This is a genomic window from Pseudomonas sp. S2_B10, assembly GCF_054668425.1.
This window is the reverse complement of the sequence record NZ_CP162768.1, coordinates 4,481,219-4,507,392: the sequence shown is the minus strand read 5'-3', so window position 1 is coordinate 4,507,392 and position 26,174 is coordinate 4,481,219. Positions and strand designations below refer to the sequence as shown.

At 60.0% G+C, this 26,174-nt stretch carries 26 protein-coding genes, 1 tRNA gene and 1 pseudogene; 6 read left to right on the top strand and 22 right to left on the bottom strand.

What is annotated here, in order from left to right; genetic code table 11:
* Nucleotides 1-86: 86 nt before the first annotated feature.
* The 5 genes from AB4O45_RS20115 to AB4O45_RS20095 all read right to left on the bottom strand — a co-directional run bounded on the left by AB4O45_RS20115 (nucleotide 87) and on the right by AB4O45_RS20095 (nucleotide 5,260).
* A complete protein-coding gene (locus tag AB4O45_RS20115; RefSeq protein ID WP_056783563.1) occupies nucleotides 87-1,007 on the bottom strand; it encodes a LysR substrate-binding domain-containing protein in 921 nt (306 codons plus the stop codon).
* 88 nt (nucleotides 1,008-1,095) lie between these two features.
* Nucleotides 1,096-3,201: a DUF6311 domain-containing protein gene (locus tag AB4O45_RS20110; RefSeq protein WP_460160461.1), complete on the bottom strand. Its 2,106-nt coding sequence runs from the start codon at nucleotides 3,199-3,201 to the stop codon at nucleotides 1,096-1,098.
* On the bottom strand, nucleotides 3,198-3,584 hold the full coding sequence (locus tag AB4O45_RS20105) for a GtrA family protein (protein WP_056783558.1): 387 nt from the start codon (nucleotides 3,582-3,584) through the stop codon (nucleotides 3,198-3,200). Before AB4O45_RS20105 ends, AB4O45_RS20110 begins: the two co-directional genes overlap by 4 nt.
* Nucleotides 3,581-4,291 (bottom strand): class I SAM-dependent methyltransferase, encoded by a 711-nt coding sequence (locus tag AB4O45_RS20100; protein ID WP_095180646.1) that lies wholly within the window; start codon nucleotides 4,289-4,291, stop codon nucleotides 3,581-3,583. Before AB4O45_RS20100 ends, AB4O45_RS20105 begins: the two co-directional genes overlap by 4 nt.
* Nucleotides 4,292-4,294: 3 nt before the next feature.
* Nucleotides 4,295-5,260 (bottom strand): glycosyltransferase family 2 protein, encoded by a 966-nt coding sequence (locus AB4O45_RS20095; protein WP_150636528.1) that lies wholly within the window; start codon nucleotides 5,258-5,260, stop codon nucleotides 4,295-4,297.
* 275 nt (nucleotides 5,261-5,535) lie between these two features.
* On the opposite strand from AB4O45_RS20095, the gene AB4O45_RS20090 reads away from it, so the two are divergent.
* A complete protein-coding gene (locus AB4O45_RS20090; RefSeq protein WP_016771242.1) occupies nucleotides 5,536-5,727 on the top strand; it encodes a YegP family protein in 192 nt (63 codons plus the stop codon).
* A gap of 113 nt (nucleotides 5,728-5,840) precedes the next feature.
* On the opposite strand, the gene AB4O45_RS20085 is transcribed toward AB4O45_RS20090, so the two are convergent.
* Entirely contained in the window at nucleotides 5,841-6,818 is a 978-nt protein-coding gene (locus AB4O45_RS20085; RefSeq protein WP_460060180.1) for an SDR family oxidoreductase, read from the bottom strand.
* A gap of 152 nt (nucleotides 6,819-6,970) precedes the next feature.
* Nucleotides 6,971-8,548 (bottom strand): histidine kinase famiy protein, encoded by a 1,578-nt coding sequence (locus AB4O45_RS20080; protein WP_460160460.1) that lies wholly within the window; start codon nucleotides 8,546-8,548, stop codon nucleotides 6,971-6,973.
* 196 nt (nucleotides 8,549-8,744) lie between these two features.
* Between AB4O45_RS20080 and AB4O45_RS20075 the strand changes: the two genes are divergently transcribed.
* The gene (locus tag AB4O45_RS20075) at nucleotides 8,745-9,743 is read left to right on the top strand and encodes a ribonuclease Z (RefSeq protein ID WP_460160459.1); all 999 of its coding nucleotides are present in this window, start codon (nucleotides 8,745-8,747) and stop codon (nucleotides 9,741-9,743) included.
* A gap of 23 nt (nucleotides 9,744-9,766) precedes the next feature.
* Here the strand turns inward: AB4O45_RS20075 and AB4O45_RS20070 are convergent.
* From AB4O45_RS20070 to dapA, 7 genes and pseudogenes are all read right to left on the bottom strand, one after another.
* A pseudogene (locus AB4O45_RS20070) lies at nucleotides 9,767-9,898 on the bottom strand (manganese catalase family protein); the annotation flags it as partial.
* A gap of 2 nt (nucleotides 9,899-9,900) precedes the next feature.
* Nucleotides 9,901-11,256 (bottom strand): chromate efflux transporter, encoded by a 1,356-nt coding sequence (chrA, locus tag AB4O45_RS20065; RefSeq protein ID WP_460160458.1) that lies wholly within the window; start codon nucleotides 11,254-11,256, stop codon nucleotides 9,901-9,903.
* Between the two features lie 120 nt (nucleotides 11,257-11,376).
* A tRNA-Ser gene (locus AB4O45_RS20060) sits at nucleotides 11,377-11,466 on the bottom strand.
* An 84-nt stretch (nucleotides 11,467-11,550) separates the two neighbouring features.
* Nucleotides 11,551-12,264: a phosphoribosylaminoimidazolesuccinocarboxamide synthase gene (gene purC, locus AB4O45_RS20055; protein WP_016771262.1), complete on the bottom strand. Its 714-nt coding sequence runs from the start codon at nucleotides 12,262-12,264 to the stop codon at nucleotides 11,551-11,553.
* A gap of 28 nt (nucleotides 12,265-12,292) precedes the next feature.
* A complete protein-coding gene (locus AB4O45_RS20050; RefSeq protein ID WP_024012002.1) occupies nucleotides 12,293-13,054 on the bottom strand; it encodes an MBL fold metallo-hydrolase in 762 nt (253 codons plus the stop codon).
* Between the two features lie 6 nt (nucleotides 13,055-13,060).
* Nucleotides 13,061-14,176, bottom strand: a complete 1,116-nt coding sequence (gene bamC, locus AB4O45_RS20045) for an outer membrane protein assembly factor BamC (protein WP_076566403.1) — start codon at nucleotides 14,174-14,176, stop codon at nucleotides 13,061-13,063.
* 17 nt (nucleotides 14,177-14,193) lie between these two features.
* Nucleotides 14,194-15,072 carry a 4-hydroxy-tetrahydrodipicolinate synthase gene (dapA, locus tag AB4O45_RS20040; RefSeq protein WP_016771265.1) on the bottom strand — a complete coding sequence of 293 codons (879 nt, stop codon included), beginning with the start codon at nucleotides 15,070-15,072 and terminating at the stop codon, nucleotides 14,194-14,196.
* A 328-nt stretch (nucleotides 15,073-15,400) separates the two neighbouring features.
* Between dapA and AB4O45_RS20035 the strand changes: the two genes are divergently transcribed.
* Nucleotides 15,401-15,961, top strand: a complete 561-nt coding sequence (locus AB4O45_RS20035) for a glycine cleavage system transcriptional repressor (protein WP_024012001.1) — start codon at nucleotides 15,401-15,403, stop codon at nucleotides 15,959-15,961.
* Between the two features lie 10 nt (nucleotides 15,962-15,971).
* On the top strand, nucleotides 15,972-16,445 hold the full coding sequence (locus tag AB4O45_RS20030; RefSeq protein ID WP_041478861.1) for a peroxiredoxin: 474 nt from the start codon (nucleotides 15,972-15,974) through the stop codon (nucleotides 16,443-16,445).
* Between the two features lie 119 nt (nucleotides 16,446-16,564).
* On the opposite strand, the gene AB4O45_RS20025 is transcribed toward AB4O45_RS20030, so the two are convergent.
* Together AB4O45_RS20025 and AB4O45_RS20020 are read right to left on the bottom strand one after the other, a co-directional pair.
* Nucleotides 16,565-17,635 (bottom strand): AI-2E family transporter, encoded by a 1,071-nt coding sequence (locus AB4O45_RS20025; protein WP_041478862.1) that lies wholly within the window; start codon nucleotides 17,633-17,635, stop codon nucleotides 16,565-16,567.
* A gap of 32 nt (nucleotides 17,636-17,667) precedes the next feature.
* On the bottom strand, nucleotides 17,668-17,907 hold the full coding sequence (locus AB4O45_RS20020) for a sulfurtransferase TusA family protein (RefSeq protein ID WP_041478863.1): 240 nt from the start codon (nucleotides 17,905-17,907) through the stop codon (nucleotides 17,668-17,670).
* A gap of 96 nt (nucleotides 17,908-18,003) precedes the next feature.
* On the opposite strand from AB4O45_RS20020, the gene AB4O45_RS20015 reads away from it, so the two are divergent.
* Nucleotides 18,004-19,437: a M48 family metalloprotease gene (locus AB4O45_RS20015; protein WP_252887450.1), complete on the top strand. Its 1,434-nt coding sequence runs from the start codon at nucleotides 18,004-18,006 to the stop codon at nucleotides 19,435-19,437.
* A gap of 81 nt (nucleotides 19,438-19,518) precedes the next feature.
* On the opposite strand, the gene AB4O45_RS20010 is transcribed toward AB4O45_RS20015, so the two are convergent.
* The 4 genes from AB4O45_RS20010 to rpoE all read right to left on the bottom strand — a co-directional run bounded on the left by AB4O45_RS20010 (nucleotide 19,519) and on the right by rpoE (nucleotide 23,334).
* Entirely contained in the window at nucleotides 19,519-20,952 is a 1,434-nt protein-coding gene (locus tag AB4O45_RS20010; RefSeq protein WP_039760902.1) for a DegQ family serine endoprotease, read from the bottom strand.
* A 208-nt stretch (nucleotides 20,953-21,160) separates the two neighbouring features.
* Nucleotides 21,161-22,126: a MucB/RseB C-terminal domain-containing protein gene (locus AB4O45_RS20005; RefSeq protein WP_460160457.1), complete on the bottom strand. Its 966-nt coding sequence runs from the start codon at nucleotides 22,124-22,126 to the stop codon at nucleotides 21,161-21,163.
* 8 nt (nucleotides 22,127-22,134) lie between these two features.
* Nucleotides 22,135-22,722 carry a sigma-E factor negative regulatory protein gene (locus AB4O45_RS20000; protein ID WP_008077804.1) on the bottom strand — a complete coding sequence of 196 codons (588 nt, stop codon included), beginning with the start codon at nucleotides 22,720-22,722 and terminating at the stop codon, nucleotides 22,135-22,137.
* Nucleotides 22,723-22,752: 30 nt separating this feature from the next.
* Nucleotides 22,753-23,334 (bottom strand): RNA polymerase sigma factor RpoE, encoded by a 582-nt coding sequence (gene rpoE, locus AB4O45_RS19995; RefSeq protein WP_003172477.1) that lies wholly within the window; start codon nucleotides 23,332-23,334, stop codon nucleotides 22,753-22,755.
* A 556-nt stretch (nucleotides 23,335-23,890) separates the two neighbouring features.
* Here rpoE and nadB point away from each other — a divergent pair.
* Nucleotides 23,891-25,507, top strand: coding sequence for an L-aspartate oxidase (gene nadB / locus AB4O45_RS19990; RefSeq protein ID WP_460160456.1), 1,617 nt, complete (start codon nucleotides 23,891-23,893; stop codon nucleotides 25,505-25,507).
* On the opposite strand, the gene AB4O45_RS19985 is transcribed toward nadB, so the two are convergent.
* On the bottom strand, nucleotides 25,476-25,928 hold the full coding sequence (locus AB4O45_RS19985) for a protein YgfX (protein WP_150742395.1): 453 nt from the start codon (nucleotides 25,926-25,928) through the stop codon (nucleotides 25,476-25,478). The genes nadB and AB4O45_RS19985 overlap by 32 nt on opposite strands.
* Nucleotides 25,912-26,166 carry an FAD assembly factor SdhE gene (locus AB4O45_RS19980; RefSeq protein WP_007911418.1) on the bottom strand — a complete coding sequence of 85 codons (255 nt, stop codon included), beginning with the start codon at nucleotides 26,164-26,166 and terminating at the stop codon, nucleotides 25,912-25,914. Before AB4O45_RS19980 ends, AB4O45_RS19985 begins: the two co-directional genes overlap by 17 nt.
* Nucleotides 26,167-26,174: the final 8 nt, after the last annotated feature.

The window sequence follows — 26,174 nt, the reverse complement described above, 5'->3', positions numbered from 1 at the left end:
GCGAAAGCGTCCTTTCAGTTTGCACACCCGCGCCTGCCGAACCGCTTCGCGAGCAGGCTCGCTCCCACAGGGATACGTGGCATCTGTTAGATCTGAATAAGCGGCCGTTCACTCATGAATGCTTCCAGCCGCGAGCGCAGCCAGCGTTCGGCAGGGTCGCTGTCGACGTGGCTGAGCCAGACCATCGACAGGTCCAGTGTTGGCGTCTTGAACGGGAACGGTTCCTGGAACAGCGCCCCGGACGCCGCCATCGCCGCTGCGGTGTAATCCGGCAGGCTGGCGATCAGGTCGGTGCCGGCCAGCAAAGCCGGCAGTGCGCTGTATTGCGGCACCGACAACACCACCTGCCGCGTGCGCCCCAGTTCCGCCAGCCACTCATCGGCGTAACCGCTGACATTGGCCGTGTGTGACACCAGCACATGCGGGCGAGCGCAATATTCGTCGAGGGTCAGCGGCGTATCAGAGGCATCGGCGCGCAGGATGCTCGGCTGGATGTGCCGCAGCAGTTTGCGTTTGGCGTTGGCCGGCAGACCGCGGGTCTGGCTGATGCCGACGGTGATATCACCGGCAGCAAGCAGGTCGGGAATGCGCCAGTAATCGACATGTTGCACCACGAACACCACGCTCGGCGCCTCTTGGCGCAGCGCGCGCAACAGCGGCGGCAGCAGGCCGAATTCGACGTCGTCGGACAGGCCGATGCGAAAGGTCATGGTGCTGGTGGCGGGATCGAAATCGCGGGTCAGGCTCAGCGCCGCCGAGAGTGAATCCAGTGCCGGTTTGAGATGGCGGTAAATGTCTTCGGCGCGGGCCGTCGGTTCCATGCGATGGCCGACGCGGATGAACAGCGGATCATTGAGCATCGTGCGCAAACGGTTGAGTGCCGAACTGATGGTCGGCTGGCCAAGAAACAGCTTCTCCGCCGCGCGGGTCACGTTGCGTTCGAGCATCAGGGTCTCGAACACCACCATCAGGTTGATGTCGGCCTTGCGTAGTTCATTGCGGTTCATCCTTTGCCCCTGCTCCCGGAATAGCGGCAGTGTAGAAAGGCCCAAGAACCGCGTCTATGGGCCGCTGCGCCGAACAGTCACTGAAGGGTCAATGAAGCGTCAACGCCAGAATGCCAATGGCCAGTTTGCGCGGATCGAGTCCCATGCCCAGCGCTCTCGGGCTGACGGCATCGGCGTGCTGGAAACGAATCACCAGCACGCCTTCACGCTCAATGCGCTGCTGGACTTCCGCTGGCAGATCAACGCTGACAACGTTCGCTTCGGCCTTGAGCAAGCGGGTGGAGAGCACCGGCACATCGTTGACGCTAATCTCCAGCCCCTGTTCGGTATGCGACGGCGCAATCAAAGCGTTGGCTTCCAGCACAAATGAACTCACCGGGGCCTCGGGCCGCAGAATGATTTGCGACTCACTGCCCTCGGACCACGTACCCCACGGTTCGCTTTTCGACCATCCGCTGCCGAGGAAAAACGTCGCCAGGCTGGTAACGTTGAAGGTCACGCGCTCGTTCGACTTCATTGGCGAAATCAGCGTAAGGGGATCGGCGGCCACGATGGGCGGGCAATCGGCGCAACGCTTCCAGCCGGGCGCCAGCACGTTCAAACCGTCGATTCTGGCGAGTACGTCAGTCTCGCGATTGAGCGTCAGCGCGGCCGGCAGCACAGTGCGGCTATCGAGTACATACAACGTATCGGCGGCGTATTGACCAGAGCTGACCATCTGGTCGGCCACAGCCTGGGCCGCCTCGGTGGCCTTGGTACTCATGCGGCCGAGGTAGACCGCATTGGTCGGCAGATGATGGCGTCCCGCATACTCGGCCAGCGTTCGCCACTGCTCCGGATAATTCTCCGGGCGCAGCCAGCGCACCGCCTGATAATGGCGGGCTGCCTGATCCCAGAACGGATCAACCAGTGGCGTCGGCCATTGTGGCGCCGGCGTGGCCATGAACAGGTTGCGCGACTCTCCCCAACCGGAACGCGTATCCGCCACTTGCAGCAACAGGGCAATGCTCAGCAGAATCCGTGCCGTGCGCGAAGTATGGCCGCGAATCACCACGTACAGAATGGCGAAAATCGCCATGTACATGACAGGCCAGATCATCCGCCCCGAACCGCGAAAAATCGTCGCCACCGCCACCACCGCATCCGGCAGCGGGATGTGCAACTCGAATGGGCCGACCCCGATGTTGTTGGAAAACGCAAACAGCGCCAGGCCGGCGAGCGCGAGCAACAGCAACGGGTAGCGACGTGGCTTGAGGTGAACATCCGTGCCGCGTTGCAGCCATGCCGCGAAGGCGCAGATGAACAGGAACACCACACCCAAACCAAGGAAAGCAAAACCGTCACCATCGCCCAACACACCGGGCATGTCGCGCAGGGCAAACGACCAGGTTCCCGGGTCGAAAAAGCTCAGCACATTGGCGCGGAACAGACCGTAGCCCATCAGTGCCAGACCGTCATCGCCGACGCTGAAGTAGCCCGCCTGCCAGCAACACAGACTCACCAGCAAAAACAGACCGATCAGTTCGGCCACAGCTTTGCGCGGCGCCAGATGTCGCCGCAGGGTGTGCGCTGCGAGATCGGCGAGCCAGATCAGCGCAATCATCGCCAGCAAATAGGCGTGAATCAGCGCGGCCGCCGCCAGCAACGTTCCCCAGGCCAGAGAGCGCTTGGGCGTGAAGGGCCGCAGCGCCAGGTACAGCGCGGCCAGCAACATGAAATGCCCGCCCAGGGACAGGTGCACGCTCATGCGGATCAGCATGGCCGGAACGAATAAAAACAGCCCGGTGCCGAGCAACCGCAGAACCGCGTCGCGGGTCACCAGGCCGAGCAGTTTCCAGGCAAACCAGCTCTGCAGAATGAAGCAGGTCAGCAACCACAGTCCGAAATACTGAAACGGCTCTGGCAACAACGCCGAGAACGGCTTGAACAAAAAGGCGAACAGGGGATTGGAATCGGAAAAGATCAAGCCATTGCCCAATTCAAGTCCATAAGACGGATTAAGCCCCAGCGGAAAGCTCCATGGCGAGTGCCGGAAAAACACCCAACCCTGGTAATGGGTGGCCGGGTCGCCGTCGCCCAGCCAGGCAATGTTCATCGGGTTCAACGCCCGTGGGCCGACCACGATAAAAAAGGCCAGAATGCCTAGCAGCACAGGCAACAGCGCAGCGGCCCGAGAGGTTGAGCAAAGCTTCATCGATACGTCCAGAAATTATGCAAAACGAAAGTGAACGCTGGCACCGTCAGGGCCACGGCGCCGATCCCGAGCAGATAATGCAACCCAGCCATTTGCGCCGCCCAGGCAACCAGCATCGCCAATAGAAAACCGCCCGCCGAGACCGACACAAAGCGCAGTAACGTGCGCCCGTGCAGGCGAGCTGAAAAGCTCCAGGTGGTATTGATCACATACGACACAACGGTCGCCACGGCAAAGGCGAAACCATTGGCCAGCGGCGGTTCGGGCGCGATGAAGCGGATGAACATCACGGCCACCAGCGCATGCAGCGCAGTGACGAACAGCCCGGTCAGGGCAAAGCGCAGACCACGGCGAACCAACGCTGAACGATCACTGTCGATCACGGTTTCTGCGCCAGCACGAAGACGCTCAAACCGGCCAGCCGGTTGCTGCCCATCAACGGCAACTCCATTCGGCAAAGAGTCTTGAGCACGCTGTTGACCCACGGGTGATGACGCTTGAGTTGCGACTGCGGCCGTGCGGTTTGCGAACCTTGAGGTATCAGGCGCAACGCTGCGGCGATAGGAAACACCGCACCGAAATAGTAGGCGCCGCGCTGCACGGTCAAACCGGCATCGCCCGCCAGGGTTTCGAATTGCGCGAGGGTGTAGCGGCGCTTGTGCTCAAGAAAATCATCATGACCGCTCCAGAGAAACTGAAACGCCGGCACCGTCATCAGAAAACGACTGCCCGAAGGCACTTTATCGACATAGTTTTTGAGCAGGCCGAGGTCGTCGTCGACATGCTCGAGCACGTCCATCAGTAACACCAGATCGGCATCGATGCTGTCGATGCCGCGGCGGTAATGCACCGGTTTGCCCGCGGTGGTGGCGCTTGAATCGGCGGGGTAACTGATGTCGACGCACCACGCCTCATGCGCGTCGGTGTGGGTCAGCAGATGATGCGAGAAAAACCCCGAGCCGGCACCGACATCGAGTATTCGTCGGATCGGCATGTTACCCAGCAATCGCCGGGTCGCCGCCGCTTTGCAGCAGTAATACCAATGCTCATCGATGCTGTCGCCGAGGATGTCGGTTTCCTTGAGATCCATCTGTCAGTCCTTGGGGTCGTAAACGCGACGCACCAGAAAAACCGGCCGGCGTTTGGATTCGATATAGGTGCGGCCAAGGTATTCGCCGAGTACGCCAATGCCGATCAATTGCAGACCGCCAAGGAACGTGACTGCGACCATCAGCGAGGCATAACCAGGCAAGTCGACACCGTGGATCAGTGTGCGCAGGACAATGAACATGGCGAACGCAAACGACACCAGCGAAACCGTTGCCCCCAGGTAAGTCCAGACCCGCAGCGGCTCGGTGCTGAAACTGGTGATGCCTTCGAGGGCGAAGTTCCACAGCCGCCAGCCATTGAATTTGCTTTGCCCGGCCACGCGCTCGGGGCGCTCGTAGTCGACATGAGTGGTGCGGAAACCGACCCAGGCGAACAGACCTTTCATGAAGCGTCGCGACTCAGGCAGGGTCAGCAAGGCATCGACCACGCAGCGGTCCATCAAGCGGAAGTCGCCAACGTTCTCCGGCAACGGCTGTTCGGCGATGCGGTTGTGCAGGCGATAGAACCAGTGGGCCGAGGTCGATTTGGCCCACGTGTCGCTGCGGCGGCTGACACGATGCCCCAGCACCACTTCGTAACCTTCGCGCCAGCGCTCGATCATCTGCAAAATGACTTCCGGCGGGTCCTGCAGATCGGCGTCGATCGGAACCACGATCTGCCCGGTGGCCATTTGCAGACCGGCCGACAACGCCGCTTCCTTGCCGAAGTTGCGGCTTAGATCGACGATGCGCAGACGCGAGTCTTGCCGCTGCCGCTCAAGCAAGCGCTCAAGGGTGGTGTCGGTGCTGCCATCGTTGATGAAGACCAGTTCAAGATCGATCAGTGCCTGCGTCTGAAAGACGTCGTCGATGCGCGAAAGAAAGCTGTCGAGGCTGTCGGCCTCGTTGAAAACGGGGATCACCAGCGACAACGTCACCTGCCCGGCCTGTTGCGTTCCGTGCTCAGTCAAAGGAGTGCTCTTTTTATAGTTTGTCGGTCATCGAAAGTCTTTCGAGGCCATGAGCCGTGCCGTATTAAGCAGCAGCCGGCACGCACGTGCAAGCAGGACACGGCGTCATATCGGCCAATTCGCCGGGCAGTCGCGGCGCTCTGGCCAGCGTCTTTCAGAAACATCCGCGAACGATTGGAAACAAATCCGCGATAGCCAAAAAAACCCGCTGCGCTAGGCTTGCGTCGATGCGCCACACAGGTTGGCGCGCCTTTCTATCGCAGGGAGCGAACCCCATGTATTTCGAAATCTACCGACAAACCCGAGGCACCCCCAGCACTGGCAAAGGCCAGTGGCGCTGGCGTCTGCGTGCGCGCAACCACGAGACGGTGGCCAGTGGTGAGTCATATGTGAACAAGGCTGATTGCCTGCACGTGATCAATCTGATCAAAGCCGTTCAAGGCGAGACGCCGATCAAGGAGATTTGAGCGAAACCACATTCATCAAAGGTGCATGTGCTGCATTTGTTGCTTCCATGCACCCCAGCGCCTCTAGCAGCGCGCGCAGAGATGCGTCGACAGTGGAGCGAACCGGGAAAGCATCAGAGCTGTAACAGAACCACGCCGACCAATATGGCAATCACTGCCGATATCGCCAGCACTTGCGTCGAGGTCAAGGCCAGCGCTGCATCCCTGGAACGGCCGACGAAGCGGCCGCGAATCTGATGCCGATCCGGCTGCGCTTCGAACAGGTTGTCCGGGTGCTCGTTGTCTTCAGGCTCATTGGTCTGCTGACCGGACCATGCACTTCGCGCCATCAAACGGTCGAGCAGACCGGGCATGACCGACTGCCCAATAATCGCTTTGATCGTCGACCACCCTAGCCACAACTCTCGCGGAGGATGCTTTACCACACTGAAAATCGCCCGTGCCGCTACGTCGGGGTCGTGAATCGGTGGCACCGGTTGGGGACGCTTGGGCAATTTGTTGCGCGCCCAGTCGAACTGCGGGGTATTGATCGCGGGCAATTGCACCATGCACACGCGAATATGGCTGCGCTCATGCAGCAACTCACAGCGCAACGAATCGGTAAAACCGCGCACGGCAAATTTTGCCCCGCAGTAAGCGGCCTGCAACGGAATGGCCCGATAGGCCAGCGCCGAGCCGACCTGAATGATCAATCCTTTGTTACGCGGACGCATCAACGACAGCGCTGCCAACGTGCCATGAACCGTGCCGAGATAGGTCACCTGAGTGACGCGCTCGATCTCGGCGGCGGACAATTGTTCTATCGGCGAGAGCACCGTGACCATCGCTGCATTGACCCACACCGCCAGCGGCCCGAGCGAGGCTTCCAGTTGCTGCGCGGCCTCTTGCACGGCGAGCGCATCGGCGACATCGACGCTAACGGTTTCAACCTGAACGCCATACGCTTGCAGTTCCTCTTGCGTGGCGGCCAGGCCCGCCGGATCACGCGCCAACAGTCCGATGCGGTAGCCGCCAGCGGCAAACCGATGGGCCACCGCGCGCCCTACGCCAGCACTGGCGCCGCTAATCACCACCAAAGATTGCTCCTGCATGAACCGTCCTCGTCGACGCTCAGTCGATCGGCCCGTTATTGATCATCAAGTCATCGCTCACTGCCAATATCTCCTCGGGGATCGGGTCCCTCACTGGTTGTTCAATGCAGTCTTTAGGATGGACGCCGAACGTGCGCCGTCAGTTCGTTTTTTCAGCCGAGCATCGAGCGCAGCTTGCGCAAAAGGTCCACCGGCGCGTAGGGCTTGGCGATCAATTCGAACTCATTGTCAGCCAGCTCATTGGGCGTCGACTCGTCCGCGCAGTACCCGGTCGTCAGCAGGATCTTCATGGCCGGATAGCGTTGGCTGATTTCCCGCGCCAGTGCCAGCCCGTTCATGTCGCCCGGCATGACCAAATCGGTGAATACCAGGTCGTATTCGCTACTCTGCAGCACGGCCAGTGCCTCGCTCGCATCTGCAGCGAGGTCGGTGTGGTAACCCTGTTCGGCCAATACAAAGCGCGCCAGTTCAGCGACTTCGGCGCGATCCTCGACGATCAGGATGCGCTCCGTGCCCTTGAGATTTTCTGCGGCTTCAGCGGAGCCAGATGCCGATAGCTGACTGTCATCCGCCGGGAAGAACAGGCGCACCGTGGTGCCGAGTCCCGGCGTCGATTCGATTTTGACCACACCGCCGGATTGCTTGACGAAGCCGTAAACCATCGACAAACCGAGGCCGGCACCGTTGCCTTCCTCTTTGGTGGTGAAAAACGGCTCCATCACTTTGTCGAGATCGTCAGCGGCAATGCCCACGCCGTTATCGGCAACCGCGATGCAGACGTAACGCCCCGCCGCCAGTCCGCCCTGGTGCGGATCCGTCGAGTCCGGTACATCGACGTTGCGGGTCTGCACGGTGATCGCAGGTTGCTGCTGGTCAACCAGCGCATCGCAGGCGTTGGAGAGCAAATGGTTCAGCGCCATCTCGGCCTGCGCCGGGTCGAGCCGACAGTTCCACAAGTCCTCGGCCAGTTCGAATCGCGGTTCCAGATCGGCGGATTCATGCGTCGGCAGCGTAGAGCGCTCAAGCAAGGCATTGAGATTGATCACCCGGCCTTCGAGCCGTTGTCGGCGGGAGAATGCCAGCAGATGCTGGGTCAGCAAACGTGCTTTTTCCGCCGCCGCGCGAGCGTGACCGGCGCCTACCACGATGCGTTGCGGATCAATGCTCGGGCGCTTTGCGGTGTGCTGGATCAGCTCAATGTAGCCGATCATCACTTGCAGCAGGTTGTTGAAGTCGTGGGCAATGCCACCGGTCAACTGGCCCAGCGCTTCCATGTTCTCGCTGTAGCGCAGGCCGTCCTCGGCGTCGCGTCGGCGGCTGACGTCCATTTGCGAAGCGAAGAAATACACCAGTTGTCCGCGCTCGTTGAATAGCGGCGCGATGAACAGCTCGTTCCAGAACGACGAGCCGTCCTTGCGATAGTTGAGCACCTCCACGCAGGTTTCGTGGTGATGTTTCAGCGCTTGCTTGACCCGTTGCAACACCGCACGATCAGTCTGCTCGCCTTGCAGAAACCTGCAGTTACGCCCGAGCACTTCTTCCAGCTCGTAGCCGCTGAGTTCAAGAAACGCATTGTTGGCAAAAATGATGGGATCGTCGGGCTGCGCTGGATCGGTGACAATCATGGCCATGCGGCTGACCTGCACCGCCGCGAAAAACACATCTTTGCGTTCTTGCGAAAGGGTCGCCGCATCGGCGCGGTCGACGATCGGCCTGGATTTTCTGGGCAAGTTGACCTCCGCTAAGTGACTCCGTTTCGCTGTGACCATCATCAGCGAGCGAAGTGCCGAGGCCAGCCGCCGACAGCGCGGGTGTCCGATGAATTGTCGCAGTCCATCGATGGATCCGAATCGCCTCGCTGATTGTCGAAAGCTCACCGAGAACTGCACGCAATATCTGAAATCCGATCCGCCAGGGAGAACCACCGTGGATTTGTTGTTTCTGGGCACGTCTGCCGGCGTGCCGACCCGCCAGCGCAACGTCAGTGCGACGGCACTGATCGCGTCTGCCGGCAAGGGCTGGTACCTGATCGATTGCGGTGAAGGCACCCAGCATCAGGTGCTGCGCACGCCGCTGTCGCTGAGCGAGTTGCGGGCGATTTTCATCACTCATGTGCACGCCGATCACTGCCTGGGCTTGCCGGGTCTGCTGGCGAGCACCGGCATGTCCGGACGCACGCGGCCACTGGACATTGTGCTGCCAACATCGCTGCATCCATGGCTGAAAATGAGTCTGGAGGTGACGCAATCGTATCTGCCGTTCGAGATCAACCTGCACGCTGTGGAAACGCTCACGGAGTGGCGCAACGTTAACGTTCAGGTGCAGACCGTCGAACTGTCACATCGGGTGCCGTGTCACGGTTATGTGTTCACCGAGTCCGACCCGGAACCGCGTCTGGACGTGCAGCGCCTGGATGCCGAGGGTATCGAACGCGGCCCGCTCTGGGGTCAGTTGGCCCACGGTCAGGACGTGGAGGTTGACGGACGGATGCTGCACGCTCGCGACTATCTGCTGAGTTCACGACCTGATCGACGCATCATTGTCTGCGGCGATAACGATCGGCCGGCACTGCTGGCCGAAGTGGCGCAATCGGCGGATGTGCTCGTGCATGAAGCGACATTCGTGCAGGCAGCAATCGACCGCGCTCGTGCCAGTTACGGCCACAGCAGCGCCGCCGCTGTCGCTGGATTTGCCGAATCAGCCGGGGTGCGCAATCTGGTATTGACGCATTTCAGCGCGCGCTATCAGGCCAATCCGGCGGTGAGCCCGTCGATCGAGGATGTGCGCAACGAAGCGGCAGCGCTGTATCACGGCCAACTGATTCTGGCGCGGGACCTGCAGCGTTATCACCTCGACCGCTTGGGGCATTTGCAGCCCGTAGCGATCGAGCGCAAATCTTTGCAAGTCACGAACATTTCCCAGTGATCAACCGGGGCGCGCCGCCTGATGTCAGGCGCGCGCCCCATCAAGCGCTCATAGACGATCTTCGCCCGTGCTTCAGCTGCGATGTTGGAGCGCATGTCGGCGGTAGGCTCACCGACGGTGTCGATATACGCCGCCGTCCATGGCACGCCGGCCGAGACTAACGCAGCAAATGCACCACCAACCCAACCAACGCACAGCCCAGCAACACCTGAATCACTCCGCGCTTGAAGCGAAACAGCGCAATGGCCGCCGCAAGCGCAATCAACGCCGACGGCCAGTCCAGGCTGCCGCTGAAACCCTGCGGCCAGAGCACGTGGTAGCCGAAGAAACACGCCAGGTTGAGAATCACCCCTACCACCGCGGCGGTGATGGCGGTCAGCGGCGCGGTGAATTTGAGTTCGTCATGCGTCGACTCCACCAGCGGGCCGCCGGCGAGGATGAACAGGAATGAGGGCAGAAAGGTAAACCACGTCACCAGCGCGGCGGCGACCGCTCCGGCGAGGAATACCTGATCGGCGCCGAACACCTGCGACACATAAGCCCCGACAAAACCGACAAACGCCACCACCATGATCAGCGGCCCCGGTGTGGTTTCGCCCAGCGCCAAGCCGTCGATCATCTGGGTCGGGGTCAGCCAGCCGTAGTGACCGACCGCACCTTGATAGACATAGGGCAGCACCGCATAAGCCCCGCCAAAGGTGAGCAGCGCTGCCTTGGTGAAGAACCAGCTCATTTGCGTCAACGTGCCCTGCCAGCCGAATAGCGCGGTCAATACACCCATCGGCAGTGCCCACAGCGCGGCACCGATCACGGCGATCAAGGTCAGTTTCTTCCAGCTGAAACGGGCATGAGCCGGGGTTGGTGTGTCGTCATCAATCAACGCTGCGCCGAAAGACTTCTTCGCCGCGCTATGCCCGCCGGCCCTGAATTTCTCCGGCGCCAGGCGACCGCCGAAATAGCCAATCACCGCCGCGCCCAGCACGATCAGCGGAAACGGCACATTGAACGCAAAAATCGCCGTAAACGACGCCGCCGCAATCGCCCACAGCCAATTGTTCTTCAGCGCCCGCGAACCGATGCGATGCGCCGCCTGCACGACAATGGCCGTCACCGCAGGCTTGATCCCGTAAAACAGCCCGGCTACCACCGGCACCTCACCGAAGGCGATATAGAGCCACGACAGGAAAATCAGGATGAACAGCGAAGGCAGCACAAACAACGCCCCGGCCACAATGCCACCCCAGCTTCGATGCATCAGCCAGCCAATGTAGGTCGCCAGCTGCTGCGCCTCCGGCCCGGGCAGCAACATGCAATAGTTCAAGGCATGCAGAAAACGCCGCTCGGAAATCCAGCGCCGGCGCTCGACCAGTTCCTGGTGCATGATCGAAATCTGCCCGGCCGGCCCGCCGAAACTGATAAAGCCCAGCTTCAACCAGAACCAGAACGCCTCGCGCAAACTCACGCTCTGCGGCTTCACCTCGTCATCACCCGCCAATGGCTGAACTTCACTCATCGAGCTGTTCCTTTTATGCAGTCGGCAGGTTGTACCCGAAAAGCATTGCGAACAAAACGCCAGAAACGAAAAAGCCCCCGTAATCAGCAATGATTACGGGGGCTTCGTCTTGTTCAATAATGGCGGAGAGATAGGGATTCGAACCCTAGGTACCGGTGAAGGTACAACGGATTTCGAATCCGTCCCATTCGGCCACTCTGGCATCTCTCCAACGGCGCGCATCATAACAACACTTTCGTCGGTTGCGAACCCCCCAAACGAAATTTTTTCCGTGCTATCAGATGCTTGCGTCGATTAAAGCGGTACGCCCAGACGAGCGGCGACTTCTTCGTAGGCTTCGATGACGTCACCGAGGCCCTGGCGGAAGCGGTCCTTGTCCATCTTCTTCTTGGTGTCCTTGTCCCAAAGACGGCAGCCGTCCGGGCTGAACTCGTCGCCGAGGACGATGGAGCCGTCGCTGAACACGCCGAATTCAAGCTTGAAGTCGACCAGCAGCAGGCCGGCGTCGTCGAACAGTTTGCTCAGGACTTCGTTGACCTTGAGCGACAGTTCCTTCATGCGCGCCAGTTGCTCGGCGGTGCCCCAACCGAATGCCACAACGTGGGATTCGTTGATGAACGGGTCGCCTTTGGCGTCGTCCTTCAAGAACAGTTCGAAGGTGTACGGGTTGAGCTTCATGCCCTCCTCGACGCCCAGACGCTTGACCAGGCTGCCGGCGGCGTAGTTACGCACGACGCATTCCACCGGGATCATGTCGAGCTTCTTCACCAGGCACTCGTTGTCGCCCAGCAGTTTGTCGAATTGGGTCGGCACGCCCGCCGCTTCGAGTTTCTGCATGATGAAGGCGTTGAACTTGTTGTTCACCATACCTTTGCGATCGAGCTGTTCGATGCGCTTGCCGTCGAACGCCGAAGTGTCGTTGCGAAACAGCAGGATCAAGCGGTCAGCGTCGTCGGTCTTGTAAACCGATTTGGCTTTGCCGCGGTAGAGTTCTTCACGTTTTTCCATGATGGGCTCCGCTTGCTAAGTAGGTGGGCTAGGCGATGTGGCGCCAGTCGAGCCCTGAATCTTGATCGGCCAGTTGCAGCCAGTCCGGGTCGCACCCGAGGGTGTCGACAAAACATTGCCGGGCCAGCTGCGGCAGGTTGTTCTTGCTGCTCAGATGGGCCAGCACCAGGTGTTGCAAACCCTGCCAGCCCAACTCGGCCACCAGGAATGCCGCCTGATGGTTGTTCAGATGTCCGCGTTCGCCGCCCACCCGCTGCTTGAGAAAGTACGGGTAGTGACCACGGGCCAGCATGTCGCGGCAATGGTTGGACTCGATCATCAACGCATCGAGGTCCCGATAGCCATCCAGCACCCGCTCGCAGAACGATCCCAGGTCGGTCAGCAGGCCGAAGCGTCGCTGCTCCTGATCGCTGAAGACGTACTGGGTCGGCTCCTGCGCGTCATGGGCCACGGCAATGACCCCGACGTTCAGTGCGCCGATCTGCAGTTGCTCGCCGCCGGCCAGAAAGCCTGCCGGTTCCAGCGGTTTGCGCATCCCGCGCAGTGTGCCGCGACTGAGGTAGACCGGCAGATTGTAGCGCCGAGACAGCAAACCCACGCCATGCACGTGGTCGGCATGTTCGTGGGTCACGAGTATCGCGCTCAGTTGCGCCGGGTGCACACCCAGGCGCAACAGACGTCTTTCGGTTTCCCGCAGGGAAAAACCACAATCCACCAGCACGTACGTATCAGCACTGGCGATCAGCGTGCCGTTCCCTTGGCTACCGCTGCCGAGAACGGCAAAACGCATATCGGATCAGCCCAGGTTGTCCTGAATCACGCTCAACACTTTACGCGCGACATCGGCCGGCGCGACGGTGTTGATGTTCTTTTCGACGGTGACCTGGATGTTCTCGCCCACCTTGCTCAGGCGAACCTGATAACGCTCGGCGCGGGCTTCGACTTCTTCCTTGCTCGGCGCACTGCCGAACAGGCTGCTGAAGAAGCCAGGCTTGTCGTCTTTCTTCTCGGCTTTTTCGGCCAGGTTGATGTAGTACAAGCCCAGGCTGCGGTTGATGTCTTCAACGCGCCATTCGCCCTGTTCCAGCGCACGGCCGACGCTCGACCAGGCGCGGTCCAGATCGGTACCGACGTTCAACACCGGGTTGCCGCTGCCGTCTTCGTTCAGGCTGACACGGCTCGGGGCGTCGAAATCACGCGAGGCCAGCATCGACACCGAGCCGCCCTTCTCGGAGGTGCGACTCATGCTCGCGAGCATGTCGTCGACCAGCGCAGCGTCCAGGCCAGTGTTGACCGAACGGTTGGTGAAGGCCACGTCGGCCGTGCTGCCGGCAGGACGCTCGGCGCTGACCACGTAGATTTCACTGGTGTTGCGCTGCACGCCCGGCTCGATACGCACGCGCACGCGGGTTTCGCTGTCGCTGGCGATACCGGCCGCGCTCAGGCGCTTGGCCATCGAAGCGGACAGCTCGTCGGAGTGCTGCCAGGTAGTGGTGAACTCGCCGGTCTGCGGACGCTGTTCATCCAGACGGAAACCGTTGTCCTGGAAGAACTGCAGCGCCACTGGCCAGACTTCGGCCGGTGGGTGCTGGGCCACGACCCAACGCGTATCACCGCTCTTCTGCAGCGAGTAATCCGTGGCATCGGCAACCGCCGACAGCGGCTGAGGACGCGGCACGACGTATTCGCCCGTCGCGGTGTCATCGGCCACATTGCGCGGGATCGGCAACAGCGGATCGAGACGCTTGGCAGTGCTCACATCCGGTGGCAATTGCATCGGTGCAGTCTGTTGCGCTTGCAGGTAATCGCTTCCACGGTCGCGGAAATAACCTTCCGGCCCCCAGACCCATCCGCAGCCACTGGTGCTGGAGATAATCAAGGCAAGTGCGGAAAGTCCGGCCATTCGCTTCATGCGTTGTACTTCCTCAATTAAACCAGGACGTTGCACTGGCGCAGGGCCGAGCGCAGCGTTTCATGACAAGGGGTGCTCAGCCAGGTCAGTGGCAGGCGGATGCCTTCGTGCATCAGGCCCATTTCGACCAAAGCCCACTTCACCGGAATCGGGTTGGCTTCGATGAACAGGTCCTTGTGCAGCGGCATCAGTTTTTCGTTGATTGCGCGTGCGGTATCGGCGTCGCCCTTCAGCGCGGCCTCGCACAGGTCAGCCATTTCGCGCGGGGCGACGTTGGCGGTGACCGAGATGTTGCCTTTGCCGCCCAGCAGGATCAGCTCGACAGCAGTCGGATCATCGCCGGACAGCACGATGAAATCCTTGCTCACGCCATCGATGATCGCTTTGGCGCGCTTGAGGTCGCCGGTGGCTTCCTTGATGCCGATGATGTTCGGCACGGTGGACAGGCGAATCACCGTCTCGGCCTGCATGTCGCAGGAGGTGCGGCCGGGAACGTTGTAGAGAATCTGCGGAATGTCGACCGCTTCAGCGATGTGCTTGAAGTGCTGGTACAGGCCTTCCTGGGTCGGCTTGTTGTAATAAGGAACCACCAGCAGGCAGGCATCGGCGCCGGCGGCTTTGGCGTTGCGGGTCAGCTCGACGGCTTCGCGGGTCGAATTGGCGCCGGTGCCGGCGATGACCGGAATGCGCCCGGCAACCTGTTTGACCACGGCTTTGATGACGGCGATGTGCTCTTCTACATCAAGGGTGGCCGACTCGCCGGTAGTACCGACGGCGACGATGGCATGGGTGCCGTTCTTGAGGTGGAAGTCCACGAGTTTGCTGAGGCTGTCCCAGTCAAGACGCCCTTGTGCATCCATGGGAGTGACCAGTGCCACCATACTGCCCGCAATCATGAAACCGCTCCTGCCGGAAAAAGAGAGCGGTAATGGTACTGGCGCCAAGATGCTTGCACAAGCGAAGTACTGCGCCGCTGCCATTCCCCTTGGCGCCGCTTTTCGCTACCCTTCAGACTTTGATCGGTACAGATCAGCTTGTACGCCGGGTTTCAGCTTCCCCTTTCGGCCTCCCAGGCCCCGTTCCTGCGTCGCATCGACGCGCTCCCGCACAGAGGAGCGAGCCGCGAACGCTGGCCGGGGCTCTTTATACGGACCGCCAGAACAGGCACGCCCGGCCACCAATGCCCGTCAACCTACCGACCGCTCATCGCTTTAGGAATGCTGCATGTCCACCCCCACAGTTCGCGAACAATTCCTTGTCATCAGTGCCCTCGGCGCCAACCCCATGGAGCTGACCAACGTCCTGTGCCGCGCCAGCCATGAAAACCGCTGCGCTGTCGTCACCTCTCGCCTGACCCGCCACGGCGAGTGCAGCGCTCTGGTGCTGGAAGTTTCCGGTAGCTGGGACGCCCTCGCGCGCCTCGAAGGCAGCCTGCCATTGCTGGCCAAGCGTCACGCTTTCACCGTCAACGTGGTGCGCAGCGCTGCTCTGGAAAATCGTCCGCAAGCGCTGCCTTACGTGGCTTACGTCAGCTCGGCGTATCGCCCGGACATTATCAATGAGCTGTGCCAGTTCTTCATGGACCATAACGTCGAACTGGAAAACCTCACCTGCGACACTTACCAGGCTCCCCAGACCGGCGGCACCATGCTCAACGCCACGTTCACCGTGACCCTGCCGGCCAACACGCAGATCAGTTGGCTGCGCGATCAGTTCCTCGATTTCGCCGACGCGATGAACCTGGATGCCCTGATCGAGCCTTGGCGCCCACAAAACCCAATGTAAGGAAGCTTTCATGGCCGTTGTCATCGACCAACCGGTTGCGGATTTCACCGCGCCTGCGACCAGTGGGCAGACCGTCAGCCTGTCCGAACTCAAGGGCAAGCAAGTGGTGATCTACTTCTACCCAAAGGACAGCACCCCGGGCTGCACCACTCAAGGCCAGGGCTTTCGCGATCAATATGCGGCATTCAAGGCTGCCAACACCGAAGTCTTCGGCATTTCCCGCGACAGCTTGAAGTCGCACGAAAACTTCAAAGGCAAACAGGAATTCCCGTTCGAGCTGATCAGCGATAAGGACGAGGCGGTTTGCCAGCTGTTCGACGTGATCAAGCTGAAAAAGCTGTATGGCAAGGAATACCTGGGCGTTGATCGCAGCACTTTCCTGATTGATAAGGACGGTGTGCTGCGTCAGGAATGGCGTGGTGTGAAGGTGCCGGGGCATGTTGATGCCGTGCTGGCGGCGGCTGAGGCTCTGAATAAAGCCTGATGCTTTTGCTGCGTCGTCACCGACGCCATCGCTGGCAAGCCAGCTCCCACAGGGTTCAGCACATACAAAACCTGTGGGAGCTGGCTTGCCAGCGATGAGGCCAAAAGCCTCACCCCGATTTAAAGCAACGGCGCCACCACCGGCTCCTTGCGCGGCCACGCATCGAGCACAGCCTTGAACAGCGTCGCCAGCGGGATCGCAAAGAACACACCCCAGAATCCCCACAACCCGCCAAACAACAGCACCGCGCAGATGATTGCCACCGGATGCAGATTCACTGCTTCCGAGAACAACAGCGGCACCAGCACGTTGCCGTCCAGCGTCTGAATGATTCCGTAGACCGCCATCAGGTAGATGAACTGATCGCTCCAGCCCCACTGGAACAGCGCAATCAGCAGCACCGGCACGGTCACCACTACCGCACCGACATACGGCACCACCACCGACAAACCTACCAGCAACGCCAACAACGCCGCGTAGTTCAGGCCCAGCGCGATGAAGGCGATGTAGGTCACGCCGCCGCAAATCACGATCTCGATACCTTTGCCCCGAATGTAATTGGCGATCTGCCGGTTCATTTCCTGGGCGACACGGGTGATCAGGGCGCGCTCGCGAGGCAGATAGCCGCGCACCCACTCACCGATCATCGCCCGATCCTTGAGGAAAAAGAACACCAGAATCGGCACCAGCACAAGGTAGATCATGATGTTCACCAGCAGCGGCAAACTCGACAACGAGAAAGTCAGTGCCCACTGACCGAACTTGCCAATCTCGCCCCGCGCCGCCTCGATGGCTTGCAAGACTTGCTCGTCGGACACCAGATGCGGATAGCGCTCGGGCAATAGAAGCAGCAGCGATTGCCACTTGGCGAGCATGCCCGGCAACTCGTTGAACAGCGTGATCAATTGATGCCATAGCAGCGGCAGGACCACGACGATGAACAGCATCAGCGCGCCCATGAACAGCGCAAACACCAGCCCCACCGCCACGCCGCCCGGCACGCGCAGCCGCTCGAGCGTCACCACCAGGCCCTGCATCAGATACGCCAGCACCATGCCCGCCAAGACCGGCGCAAGCATGCCGCCGAGGGTGAGCACGGCGGTGAAGGCGAGAACCAGCAGCACCGCCAGCACCACGGCTTCTTCATCGGAGAAGTAGCGCTGAATCCAGTCGCGTAACACTTTGAACATCAATAATCCCTTCGATCGTTAACGCGCTCGCGTCAGGCTTTTTTCAACCAGTAACGGTAGACGCCAGCCTCGTCTTCTTCGCGCAACAGCGCATGACCGGCCAGTTTGGCAAAGGTACGGAAGTCGCGTTGCGAGCCGGCATCGGTAGCGATCACCTTGAGCACAGCGCCGCTGTGCAGTTTGTTGAGTTCCATTTTTGCCTTGAGCAACGGCAACGGACAGTTCAGGCCACTGGCGTCCAGTTCCACGTCATGGGCTACAGCGTCAGTCATTGCGTCACTCCGGTTCGTTGTCGAGCTGCCTAGAATATCTGGTCGCGGCTTCGGTGTCCGGCTACAGTAAGGTCTTTGTCCTCCAAGGCTTTGTGCATGACTTTTCTGCGCCCTACCCTGCTGACGCTCGCTTGCCTGCTCGCCTCACCAGGCTTTGCCGACGATCTGCCGTCACTCGGCGACGCCAGCTCTGCCATTGTCTCGCCGCAACAGGAATACCAGCTCGGCCGCGCATGGCTGGCCATGCTGCGCAGTCAGGTTTCCCAGCTCAACGATCCGCAGCTCAAGGACTACGTCGAATCCAGCGTGTACAAGCTGGTCGAGACCAGTCAGGTTTCCGACCGACGTCTGGAATTCATCCTGATCAACAGCCCGCAACTCAACGCCTTTGCAGCGCCGGGCGGCGTGGTCGGGGTCAACGGCGGCCTGTTCCTCAACGCCCAGACCGAAGGTGAATACGCCTCGGTGCTCGCTCACGAATTGGCGCACTTGTCGCAACGCCACTTTGCTCGCGGGGTGGAAGCTTCACAAAGAATGCAGGTGCCGATGATGGCCGCGTTGCTGGCCGGCATTGTCATTGCGGCGGCCGGCGGCGGTGATGCCGGCATCGCCACCATCGCTGGCACCCAGGCTGCGGCGTTGCAGGAACAACGGCGCTTCTCGCGACAAAACGAACAGGAGGCAGATCGCATCGGCATCCTCAACCTGGAAAAGGCCGGTTACGATCCGCGCTCGATGCCGACCATGTTCGAACGCCTGATGCGCCAGTACCGCTTTGACGCCAAACCGCCGGAATTCCTCCTGACTCACCCGGTCACCGAATCGCGTATCGCCGATACCCGCAACCGCGCCGAGCAGGCGAAACCGGGCGGCATCGAAGACAGCATGCGCTACCAGTTGATCCGCGCGCGGGTGCAGTTGATCTACGAAGAAACCCCGGGACTGGGCGCCAAGCGTTTCCGCGCCCTGCTCGATGAGAACTCGAAAAACGATGTGGCACGTTACGGCCTCGCCATCGCCCAGATCAAGGGCGGCCAGCTCAACGAAGCGCGAGAGAACCTCAAGCAATTGTTGGCCAAGTCGCCAAACGAGATCATCTACAACCTCGCTCAGGTCGATCTGGACATCACCAACAATCGCCTGCCCGATGCGCAGTCACGGGTCGACCGCATGCTCACGCAGTTCCCGGGCAACTATCCGCTGAATCAGGTGCGTGTCGATCTGCTGTTGAAACAGAATCGCGCCGCAGATGCCGAGAAGGCGCTGGACAGCCTGCTCAAGTCCCGCCCGGATGACCCGGACGTCTGGTATCAGGTTGCTGAAACCCGTGGTTTGTCGGGCAACATCATCGGCCTGCACCAGGCGCGAGCCGAGTATTTTGCGCTGGTCGGCGATTACCGCCAGGCCATTCAGCAGCTGGACTTCGCCAAGCGCAAGGCTGGCAACAACTTCCCGCTGTCTTCGCGCATCGATGCCCGCCAGCGTGAGCTGATGGAGCAGGAACGCATGGTCAAGGACATGATGGGCTGAGTCTTTCGAGACAAGACAAAAACTGCAGACACAAAAAAACCGCCTCTTTCGAGGCGGTTTCTTTTTTACCTTGTTGCTGGCTTATTCTGCCAGTTTGAAGGTGATGAAGCTGGCACGGCCCTGACGCAGCACGCGCATCGACACCGAACGGTTCTTCGGCAACGCCTTGGCGATGTCGGTGAACTCCTTGGCCGAACCAATGGCCTGGTTGTTCAGATGAGTAATCACATCACCCGGCTGCAGACCGATCAGGGCCGCAGGACCGTCCTGCACTTCCTTGATCACCACACCACCTTTGAGGTCGTAGGTTTTCTTCTGCTCGGCGGTCAATTCGCCGACCGCGACACCCAAGCGGTTGCTGCTGCTTTCCGCGCCGGATTTCGGCAGTGCGTCCAGCTCTTTATCCTCGTCCGGGATTGCGCCGACAGTCAGCTCGACGTTCTTGCGCTTGCCTTCTCGAATCACTTCCAGATTAGCTTTGGCGCCAGCCTTCAGCGCGCCGACCAGATGCGGCAGATCGGCAGACATGACGATCGGCTGACCGTTCATGCTCAGGATGACGTCGCCAACCTGCAGGCCGCCCTTGGCCGCAGGGCCGTCATCCTGGATCTGTGCAACGAGCGCGCCAGCTGGCTTGTCCAGACCGAACGACTCGGCGAGGTCCTTGTTCACTTCCTGAATGACTACGCCCAGCCAGCCGCGGCTGACTTTGCCACCGCTTTTGAGCTGATTGGAAACGTCCATCGCCACGTCGATCGGGATGGCAAACGACACGCCCATGAAGCCACCGGAGCGGGTGTAGATCTGCGAGTTGATGCCGACCACTTCACCGTTCAGGTTGAACAGCGGGCCACCGGAGTTGCCCGGGTTGATCGGCACGTCGGTCTGAATGAACGGCACATAGTTTTCGTTTGGCAGGCTACGACCGACGGCGCTGACGATGCCTTGGGTCACGGTGTGGTCAAAGCCGAATGGCGAACCGATCGCGACGACCCACTGGCCAGCCTTCAGATCCTGGGATTTGCCGAGCTTGAGCACCGGCAGATCCTTGCCTTCGATTTTCAGCAACGCCACGTCGGAACGTGGATCGGTGCCGACCAGCTTGGCTTTCATCTCACTGCGGTCAGCCAGACGGACGAGGATTTCGTCAGCATCGGCGATCACGTGGTTGTTGGTGAGGATGTAGCCGTCCGGCGAAATGATGAACCCCGAACCCAGCGATTGCGCTTCACGCTGACGCCCGTCGCCACGCGGTGAGCGCTGCTGAGGCGGCATGCCGCGCTCGAAGAATTCGCGCAGCATCGGTGGCAGGCCTTCCAGATCCGGCATCTGCTGATTCACGCGACGGTCCGGCAGTTTCTGCGTGGTACTGATATTCACTACCGCTGGCGACGCTTGTTCGACCAACTGGGTGAAATCAGGCAGATCGGCCGCTTGCGCAGCAGGGACCGCCTGACCGAGCAACAGCACGGTGGCGAAGATGGAAAGATAAGATTTCAAACTAGGTATCGACATACAGCTCCCGTTACGACGAGCAGGGTTAAGCGATATGGAGCAAAGGAACACCGGAAACCACAGACCGGTATTTTTGTTCCGGGAACAACAAACAAGGCCAGAGCCGTGAGGCTCTGACCTATAAAAAATTTTCAGGGGTTTTGCAAATGAAAATGCTCAGCAAACATTTCGACGTCTCGACGACGAGGTGGAAATGACTGAAATCAGCTCACTGCTTGCTGGTCGCAGCGCCATCGTTGTTACGCATCGATAGAGCAATTCGTTCGGCGGTGCCAATCGGGATTTCGCCAACCACCGTGACCATCATTTCACCTTGCGGTGTAGTCAAACGACGGGATACCGCGACGGTAGGGCCCAACTGGGTACGAGTATCGGTGACGGTTGCACCGTTCAACGGTTCAAGGAACACGGAGAAACGCGCCAGGCCATCGTCATACATCAGGCTGCTGACCTGGGTCTTGGTCTGCGCATCCTTGTGTGAACTGCTGCTGGTCAACTCGAAGCCTGGCGGCAGCCAGTCCGAACGCCAGTTTTGCACGGTCTTCGCCGCAGAAGCCTTGTCATTACCGATGTTGATCGGCTTGCAATCGGCGTCTGCCATCAAGTCTTTGTCCGACGGGACTTCATCAGTGTCGAGGCTAGTGAACTGAAAGCGCTCGAGCAATTGCCCTTTATCGTTCAACAGCAACGATTTGAGCGGCAGGCCGGTTTTCTTGTCCAGATGCAGCTCGAAACCGTAGCGGTGCTGATCACGTGGCGTCAGTGCCACGATCACTGCATCACGGCCGGCCACGCGCGACTTGCCGATGACGGCAAGGTCATACCAATTCTTCAGCTTTTTGGGATCAAGTGCACGGGCGGCAGCATTGGGTGAATCACCCAGTCCCGCAATCAGGGTGCCGCTGACGCATTGAGTACGTCCATCAATGCGCACGACTTCCTGAGCCGAACCGTCGAGCTGCAATAACCGCTCGCGGACCTGGCTATTCTGGACACGATGCCAGATGTTGTGCGTGGAAAAACTGCCGTTCCGCTCGTAAACGAAAGTACCGTGAAAGCTTTGCTGCTGCTCGGCCTGGCCCAGACGGGTCAACCAGTCCTGGGCCTCGTCAGCGTGGGCTGGAACGATGAACCAGCCACTGAGCAGAAGCGAAAGTAGAGGGATGGCGCGCATGATCCTCCTTAACGGTTTTCCAGGCTTGCGGCACGTGCGTATGGCAGCGCGCTTTCAGTTCCTTTGAGTGCAGCCTGCTGAGCGTGCTGACGCAGGTAGCCTGGCAGACGCTGATCATGCCAGCCTGGCTGACCTTGCAGAACGCCGTTAGCCATAGGCCCAGTCGCTTCCGAGCTTTCGCTGTAACCAGCCAGAACTGCCGGACCTTTGACCTGTGGAGTGGCCAGAGTAGGCTGGTTCGACTGCTGGGCCAGTTCAACACCAGCGATTTCGTCCTGGTTGTACAGGCGAACACCGGCCAGAACGGCCACGGTTACCGAAGCGGCAACAGCGAGGCGACCCAGGTTACGCCATGGGCTGCGGGATACTTTGGCCGGAGCCGTTTCGTCTTCCAGCGCAGCGGATACTGCCGCAGCGATATCCAGACGCGGAAGCAGCAGATCCTTGTGCATGGCTGCCCGAGCGATCTGGTAACGAGCCCAGGTCTCACGGGTATCAACATCATCCAGTGCGCTAAGCACTCGACGCAATTCCAGTTCGTCCGCTTCGTTATCCATCACTGCGGACAGCGATTCCTGCAGGGCTTCACGACTCATGGCGTTCCTCTCTTGGCTGTCGCCGCTGTCTCAGTTTTCCTGCAACAACGGTTGCAGGGCTTTGTCGATGGCCTCCCGAGCGCGGAAAATCCGGGAGCGCACGGTACCCACCGGACACTGCATGACGCTCGCAATGTCCTCGTAACTCAGACCATCGAATTCACGTAAAGTTAAAGCCGTACGCAAATCCTCTGGCAGTTGCTGGATGGTCCGATGGACGGTGCCTTCGATCTCATCCCGCAGCAATGCACGTTCTGGTGATTCGAGATCCTTGAGGCCGTGATCGCCATCGTAGAACTCTGCATCCTCCGAACTTACATCGCTATCCGGCGGCCGACGGCCGCGGGAAACCAGGTAGTTCTTTGCCGTGTTAATGGCAATACGGTACAGCCACGTATAAAACGCACTGTCACCGCGGAAATTTCCAAGTGCCCGATACGCCTTGATAAAGGCTTCCTGAGCAACGTCCTGGGCTTCATGGGTGTCGTGCACAAAACGCACGATCAACCCGAGAATTTTGTGCTGATATTTCAGCACCAGCAGATCGAAAGCTCGCTTGTCGCCACGCTGTACGCGTTCGACCAGCTGCTGATCCTCTTCCTGGGTTAGCATGAACACTCCTCGATAAGCCCGGAGGAGACTTGCATTACTAAACGACCAGACTTGCAAACATAGACTCGGGCTTTTCGCAAAAGTTCTCCCCCTCCAAGCAAGTTTCCTGCGAGCTCTGATTTGGCACGCACGAAAAACGCAGCGCGGGATAAACCGGCTGCGCGAATAATCTTGTTATCGGTTTCGCCGGCAGGAATCCAAACGCAGATTCCGCACTGAAGCCGACACTGTCCCTGGTTTCTGGCACCGTCTATTGATCTTGGGCCTTTGGCAAAAGTTCCAATTATTTATAGCCGTACCCACCTGACATTGCGCAACCCTGCTCGGAAAAGTCTGTTTCAGCGCCGATACAGGTGTCTTTTTCCCAAACCGGCAAAAAAACTTCCGACGAAGCACAGCGCTTTTTACCGCGCAGTAGTCTCACAATGCCATCTGGGCCTGGCTATTGTGCCGCCCAACCCCTCTATATACTAGTGGGCTGTGTGGCTGTCTTGACTCGCCGATCCAGCTGTCTTGCGCCAACCCCGACCCGGGTCGCTTTGAGCGGAATCCTGAAATGAGCCAACAGTTCCAACACGATGTTCTGGTGATTGGCAGCGGTGCTGCCGGTTTGACTCTCGCTTTGACCTTGCCCGGTCATCTGCGCATTGCCGTATTGAGCAAAGGCGATCTCGCCAACGGTTCGACATTCTGGGCCCAGGGTGGCGTTGCCGCCGTGCTCGACGATACCGATACTGTCGAATCCCACGTCGACGACACCCTCAACGCCGGCGGCGGCTTGTGTCACGAAGACGCTGTGCGTTTCACCGTCGAGCACAGCCGCGAAGCCATCCAATGGCTGATTGACCAGGGTGTGCCGTTCACCCGCGACGAACAGTCCGGCACTGAAGATGGTGGTTTCGAATTTCACCTGACACGCGAAGGCGGCCACAGTCATCGGCGCATCATCCATGCTGCAGACGCCACCGGTGCCGCGATCTTCAAAACCTTGCTGGCCCGGGCCAAAGAGCGCGAGAACATCGAACTGCTGGAACAGCGGGTGGCCGTTGATCTCATCACCGAGCGCCGCTTGGGCATGGAAGGCGATCGCTGCCTGGGCGCTTACGTGCTGAACCGCGCCACGGGCGAAGTCGACACCTACGGCGCACGTTTCGTGATTCTGGCTTCGGGCGGCGCGGCCAAGGTCTACCTTTATACCAGCAACCCCGACGGCGCCTGCGGTGACGGCATCGCCATGGCCTGGCGCTCCGGTTGCCGGGTGGCGAACTTGGAATTCAACCAGTTCCACCCGACCTGCCTGTATCACCCGCAAGCCAAGAGTTTCCTGATTACTGAAGCGCTGCGTGGCGAAGGCGCGCATTTGAAGCTGCCCAACGGCGAGCGCTTCATGTATCGCTTCGACAAACGCGCCGAGCTGGCGCCTCGTGACATCGTCGCGCGGGCCATCGACCATGAGATGAAGCGCCTGGGTGTCGACTGCGTATATCTCGACATCAGCCACAAGCCTGAATCGTTCGTAAAAACTCACTTCCCGACTGTTTATGAACGCTGCCTGGGCTTCGGCATCGACATCACCAAACAACCGATCCCGGTGGTCCCCGCCGCGCACTACACCTGTGGCGGGGTGATGGTCGATCAGCACGGTCGCACCGACGTGCCCGGCCTCTACGCCATCGGCGAAACCAGCTTCACCGGCCTGCACGGCGCCAATCGCATGGCCAGCAACTCACTCCTGGAATGCTTCGTTTATGCCCGTTCGGCAGCGGCGGACATTCTTGCGCAACTCGATGACGTTGCGGCGCCAAGCGCCCTGCCCGTCTGGGATGCCAGTCAGGTGACCGACTCGGATGAAGACGTGATCATCGCGCACAACTGGGACGAGTTGCGCCGATTCATGTGGGACTACGTCGGCATCGTGCGCACCAACAAGCGCCTGCAACGGGCGCAGCACCGGGTGCGTCTGCTGCTGGATGAGATCGATGAGTTTTACAGCAACTATAAAGTCAGCCGCGACCTGATCGAGTTGCGCAACCTGGCACAGGTTGCCGAATTGATGATCAGCTCAGCCATGGAACGCAAGGAAAGTCGCGGGCTGCACTACACCCTCGACTATCCGGATATGCTGCCCGAAGCGCTCGACACTATTCTGGTGCCGCCCACCTACGCCGGCTGAACTTGAGCCGCACTCGCAGGCGTCGGTGCAGATCCGCCGCCTGCGAGTCACGTGGCACGCAGATCGACCTGACCCGCCACTCTCCGCGCAAACGAAAGCGCAACACCACAATCAATGGCAGCGCCAGACTGTCCGGGCGCAGTTGCACCGCTTGCCAGCCATCAGCCTGATTCCAGACCTGCCAGCCATCGCCATCGCGGCGCAAGCCGCAGAATGCTTTCGGGTGGTTCAGCAGAATCTGCCGTGGCAGCACCCAAAAACCATGCAGCGCACAGACGCAAGTGCCGAGCAGACTGGCCCAGAGCGGAATCGACAGCAGACACAGCGAACCCACGGCGAACGCCTGGGCCAACAGATACGCCGCCAGCAACTGCCGTGAGGCATGCCAGCGGCATTCGAACGTATTACTTGGGCTGGACACGATCCAGAATCATCCGGACCATGCGTTGCAGCTCGGGATCTTCCGACTCGCTGCGCTCCATGAACCAGCCGAACATGTCCTGATCCTCACAGGTCAGCAAACGCACGTACAGATCGCGATCCACTTGATTCAACGTCGCGTAAACCTCCTGCACGAACGGCACCAGCAGCACGTCAAGCTCAAGCATGCCGCGACGGCTGTGCCAAAAGAGGCGATTCAGTTCAACTTGTTCGACCATGGAGCCCT